At 65.9% G+C, this 4709-nt stretch carries 8 protein-coding genes and 2 pseudogenes; 5 read left to right on the top strand and 5 right to left on the bottom strand.

The window, feature by feature from the left end:
• Positions 1-144: 144 nt before the first annotated feature.
• Positions 145-381, top strand: coding sequence for a zinc-binding dehydrogenase (locus tag OH799_RS16530; protein WP_406281197.1), 237 nt, complete (start codon positions 145-147; stop codon positions 379-381).
• A 75-nt stretch (positions 382-456) separates the two neighbouring features.
• On the opposite strand, the gene OH799_RS16525 is transcribed toward OH799_RS16530, so the two are convergent.
• The 5 genes from OH799_RS16525 to OH799_RS16505 form a co-directional block, all read right to left on the bottom strand.
• Positions 457-792, bottom strand: coding sequence for a hypothetical protein (locus tag OH799_RS16525; RefSeq protein WP_406281195.1), 336 nt, complete (start codon positions 790-792; stop codon positions 457-459).
• A gap of 377 nt (positions 793-1169) precedes the next feature.
• Positions 1170-1466 carry a hypothetical protein gene (locus OH799_RS16520; protein WP_406281193.1) on the bottom strand — a complete coding sequence of 99 codons (297 nt, stop codon included), beginning with the start codon at positions 1464-1466 and terminating at the stop codon, positions 1170-1172.
• 14 nt (positions 1467-1480) lie between these two features.
• Positions 1481-2125, bottom strand: coding sequence for an MFS transporter (locus OH799_RS16515; protein ID WP_406281191.1), 645 nt, complete (start codon positions 2123-2125; stop codon positions 1481-1483).
• 69 nt (positions 2126-2194) lie between these two features.
• Complete coding sequence (locus OH799_RS16510) at positions 2195-2509, bottom strand: malonate transporter subunit MadL (protein ID WP_406281189.1); 315 nt, start codon at positions 2507-2509, stop codon at positions 2195-2197.
• Between the two features lie 52 nt (positions 2510-2561).
• Positions 2562-3110, bottom strand: coding sequence for an AMP-binding enzyme (locus tag OH799_RS16505; protein ID WP_406281187.1), 549 nt, complete (start codon positions 3108-3110; stop codon positions 2562-2564).
• Between the two features lie 20 nt (positions 3111-3130).
• Between OH799_RS16505 and OH799_RS16500 the strand changes: the two genes are divergently transcribed.
• The 4 genes and pseudogenes from OH799_RS16500 to OH799_RS16485 all read left to right on the top strand — a co-directional run bounded on the left by OH799_RS16500 (position 3131) and on the right by OH799_RS16485 (position 4667).
• On the top strand, positions 3131-3481 hold the full coding sequence (locus tag OH799_RS16500) for an FCD domain-containing protein (RefSeq protein ID WP_406281185.1): 351 nt from the start codon (positions 3131-3133) through the stop codon (positions 3479-3481).
• 186 nt (positions 3482-3667) lie between these two features.
• Positions 3668-3985 (top strand): annotated as a pseudogene (locus OH799_RS16495) (ArsR/SmtB family transcription factor); the annotation flags it as partial.
• Position 3986: 1 nt separating this feature from the next.
• A pseudogene (locus tag OH799_RS16490) lies at positions 3987-4200 on the top strand (arsenic resistance protein); the annotation flags it as partial.
• Positions 4201-4256: 56 nt separating this feature from the next.
• Entirely contained in the window at positions 4257-4667 is a 411-nt protein-coding gene (locus OH799_RS16485) for an arsenate reductase ArsC (protein ID WP_406281183.1), read from the top strand.
• The last annotated feature ends 42 nt before the right edge of the window (positions 4668-4709 follow it).

The raw sequence follows: 4709 nt of genomic DNA, 5'->3' as shown, positions 1-4709 counted from the left end.
ATGATCGATTCCGAGGGGTGGGCGACGCGCAGAGCGGCCGCCCCTCCTGGAACGAATCATGCTTCGGAACTGCGGAGATGGGCTCGTCGACGCCATCGGCGGCCACGCCGGCAGTCGGTTCCTGCGCATGCTCGGCGGTGCCCTGTGCCCGGTGTTCTTCGGCGACTACGACGACGAAGAGACCGCGAAGCTTGGCGCCACGGTCTCGGCATCCAGGTCCGTTCGAGCGGTGCACAGCTCGCTGAATTGGGTCGGTTACTCGACGCGGGCACGCTGTGCGTCGCGATCGACACCACGTTCCCGCTCGCGGACGCCAGGGCGGCGCACGAACGCGCCGCACGAGGGCATATCCAAGGCAAGATCGTGCTCACGGTCGCTTAGCGACCACAGCGCCGTCGCCGCACAACTCATTGCGGGAGGGCGGTTTTCGGGTCTTTCCGGCGTCGATGCCGCGGGCTACCCGGTTGGCGCGAAGCGCACGGACAGGGCCTGCACCCCGGCCGGGGCATTCCAGATGAGATCGACACCCTCTATCTCGGATCCCGCACCGCACGCGGAATCACCGAACAGGTATGCCCGGTCGCTGGTTCCGTTCTCGAAACGCACTGTGGCATTCTGCAATTGGATACAGTCGCCGCTGTCCGGCCGCTCGATCGACAAGATCTCTCCCGCCACAGTGACGTAGGAGGCCCGCCCGATGGCCGCCTGCGCGGTACCGGGCAGCAGTGCGAGCAGTGCGAGCAGTGCGACGCCCGCACCGGCGCCCTTGCCGAATTCACTTGGGAATCCCATGATTTCCCTCTCCCGGCCGCCGCCCGGCCGACTACACTGATCTATCCCGTTATAGCGTTTGTCAAATATCTTGGGAGACAACGGCAGTCAACAGTATGACTGATGGGCGGATCGCTTGCGGTATGGACCACCTGTCTGGGCCATAACTGGCCGGGCCAGGTGCGGGCGCGCCGAACTGGTTGCCGCGGTCGGTGGCGAACAGACCGCGATAATCATGTACGACACCGACACCGACACCGACACCGACACCGACACCGACACCGACACCGACACCGACACCGACACCGACACCGACACCGTTCCGGTCGCAGGTGCATAGCAGCATCTTGCGCTGGACGTCCGATCAGCGGTCGGCGAGCGGCTCGGGCATGTCGTAACTACTCGGACCGGAGGTGCCCCTGGTCGCCGGGATGCCTGCAGTGGATTGCCGAGGACTCGGGTGCGGTGAAGTATCCTTCGGCGTTCACGGCGAGCGACAGGGCCGAGGCCAGCAGGTTCGAGGAGATGCCCAGTCCATGTAGTTCGCGACAAGGTGTCGATTGCGGATCGCGCTGGACGGCGAGGATGACATGTTCCTCGCCGACCCAGGAGTGTCTGCTGGTACAGGCAATATCGGTGGCACGCGGCAGGATGTGGTCGAGCCGCAGGGTTCGGGTCGGTTTCGGCGCTGCCATGGTGGCGCTTCAACTCAGTCGGGCAGTGTTACGCCGCGGGTTTCGGGTGCGGCGCGGACCAGGCCGATGCCCAGCACGAATACCAGCGCGGTTGCGCTCAAAGGGATGGTGAGAGATCCGGTTTCGTGGATGCCATAGCCGATGAGGAACGTGCCGGCGGCGGCGAACCAGCGAGAGAACGTGGTGGTGAAGGCGAATGCGGTGGCGCGCATCCGAGTGGGGTATTGCTCGGGCAGCCAGATAGTGAAGACCGCGAAGTGCGCCAGGAAGCGGAAGGCGTTCCATTCCCACAAGTTGGTGGCGAGGCCTGCCAGTGCGGTGAATACGCCGTAGATCAGGATGGACAGCGTCATCGCGGGTTTGCGGCCGAAGCGGTCGGCGATCGGGCCCCAGATTGCCGAGCAACCCCAGCCGACGAGGAACAGGGCGGCGCTGATCTGGCCGTACCAGCCGATGTTGGCGGCCGTGGGTTCGATGCCGGCGCGTGGCAGCAGGGCGGTCATGGTCGGGGCGAGGACGAGTCCGAAGACGGTCCAGTTGAATCCGTCCATGGCCCAGCCGCCGAAAGAGCCCCAGAAGGCGCGGCGCTGGGTGGAGGTGAGCCGGACGGGGTGGTCTGCGGTGGTGGTCGTCTGTATGGGATCGTCGTCGATCTGCACTGTATTCTCGATTCGCAGGTGGAACTGGAGACAGCCCTGGGGCGCAGGGACATTCGGTAAGGTGCCGGGTCAGCTCACGGTGTCGGTGCGGACCGGAAACTCGCCCAGCCGGTAGCGCATCGCGTCATGATCGGCGGCGGGGCCGGTGGGCTGTTCGCGCAGGGGGGCGAACACGTTGTCGATCGCCCATTCGGCCGCGCGCACCGCAGCGGGCGGATTGGCAGCGATGTCGGCGGTGGCGCTGTCGAGGCGGTCGATGGGAAAGGCAAGGGGCGCCAGTCCTGCCGTAACGGCCTGCGTGCCATCGACGACATCGAGCAGTTCACCGACGAACGTGCCCGCGAGCAGGCACAGCGCCAGCGCTGCTACGCCATAGATGATCATTGTCTTCTCCTGACTTAGAGGGGTCGGGCCTGCCGATCCGATTGCCCTCGAATCACGCACCCACGCCGGCGAACAGGTCGGCGTAGCGCTTGCGCAGTTCGGCTTTCTGCACCTTCCCCATGACGTTGCGGGGCAGCGCCTCGATGATGCGCACCGCACGTGGCTGTTTGAACCGGGCGAGGTCGCTGGCGATGAAGTCCAGCAGCTCCCCGGCTCGCGGGTGCCGTCCCGGTGCCGCGACGACAACGGCCACCACTGTCTCGCCGAAGTCTGGATGCGGGACCCCGATCACGGCGGACTCGGGCACCGCGGGGTGTGTGTCGAGCAGTTCCTCGATTTCCTTGGGATAGATGTTGTAGCCCCCGGAAATGACGAGGTCCTTGTCCCGGCCGACGATGGACAGGTAGCCGTCGGCATCGATGCGGCCCAGGTCACCGGTGATGAAGTAGGCGTCCGCACGAAATTCCGCGGCAGTCTTCTCGGGCATCTGCCAATAGCCGGCGAAGACATTGGGGCCGCGGACTTCGACGATGCCCACCTCGCCGTCGGGCAGTGCGTGTCCGGTCTCACGGTCCACCACCCGAATCTCGATGCCGGGCAACGGCTTGCCTCGAACGCATCTTGCGGGAATGCGAGGACCATGCGACGACCGGCGACGCCGACAGCTACTACTATGCCAATGCCGCGTTCCACGGCGTCGTCTATGACTCCTGCGGCAACGAATATCTACGGCAGCAGGTCCATTCGCTCAAACGAGCCCTGCAGCCGTACCGGCGGCTGCAGCTGCGGGTGCCCGATCGCATGCGACGTTCCATGGCCGAACATCGTGAGATCGCGGACGCCATCGCCGCCGGCGACGCCGAGGCCGCGGAGAACGCTGCCCGCGACCACGTGCTCGTTCAGGTCAAGGAGTTCAGCCAGCTGGTACGGACGTGGCGACAACTCAGCGGGTCGGAACGCAACGGGCGGTGAGTCGAATCGGTCCGCCCAAGTGATTCCACCACCGGGCACGGGCCGGACATCGAAGCGTGTGCGCCGCATAGATCCATGACGAGGACGGCAAGGCAACTGCGCTGCACGGCGGCGCTGGGGTGCGGTGCGGGGTTGTTCACCGGGTGTTCGTTTGTCTAAGCGATAGATATTCGTCAATATCGATGCATGTCTAAGTCGCAGTTGCCGGTGACCCCGGTCGAGGCATGCAGGCCAGGATCACGGGTGCGTGAGCCCCTGCCGGTCGAAGCCGCGGTGGAGTTGGCGGCGGTATTCAAGGCCTTGTCGGATCCGGTGCGGTTGCGGTTGCTGAGCTCTATCGCGTCCCGGGCCGGGCAGGAAGAATGCGTGTGCGACCTGTCCGAAGGCATCGACCTGACCCAGCCGACGACCTCCCACCACCTGAAGGTGCTGCGCGAGGCCGGGTTGCTGACCAGCGAACGCCGCGCTTCCTGGGTGTACTACCAGGTCGTCCCGCAGGCACTGCAGCGCCTTGGCGTTCACCGCGGCGGGCAACAACTTCGAACTGGCCATCGCGGTCGCGATCGCCACCTATGGCGCGACCTCCGGACAGGCACTCGCCGGGGTCGTCGGGCCACTGATCGAGGTCCCAGTTCTGGTGGGCGCTGGTGTATGTCTCTCTCGCCCTGCGTAACCGGTTCCGCGACGGAGCTGCCCTGGACGGGGCCTTGCTGCGATGAGCACGCCGACGGTGCGCCGAACTCGACATCCCGTCTTTCTGAAAGGTTGTCCCCGTATGACCAGTAAGCCCAGCGTGTTGTTCGTCTGCGTCCACAACGCCGGCCGTTCCCAGATGGCCGCCGCATTCCTGGCCCACCTCGCCCGAGGCGCGATCGAAGTTCGCTCCGCCGGCAGCGCACCCGCCGAATCGATCAATCCGGCAGCGGTGGCGGCGATGGGTGAGGTCGGGATCGATATCGCCGGCCAGTCGCCGAAGGTGCTGACCTTCGACGCCGTGGAGTCCTCCGATGTGGTCATCACCATGGGATGTGGCGACACCTGCCCGGTGTTCCCCGGCGTCAGCTACCGCGACTGGGATCTCCAGGACCCGGCCGGCAAGGGTGTCGAGGCCGTGCGCCCGATTCGTGACGAGATCCAGGCCCGGGTCGAGGCGCTCATCGCCGAGCTGCTGCCCGCCCACGCCTGAACCGGCCGGCGTCGACGCCAATTCGGCCTCGAGCTTCTGCCG

Origin of the sequence: Nocardia sp. NBC_00881 (genome assembly GCF_045207455.1) — a bacterium.
Classification (GTDB): Bacteria; Actinomycetota; Actinomycetes; order Mycobacteriales; family Mycobacteriaceae; genus Nocardia.
This window is presented reverse-complemented; position numbering and strand designations above follow the sequence as displayed.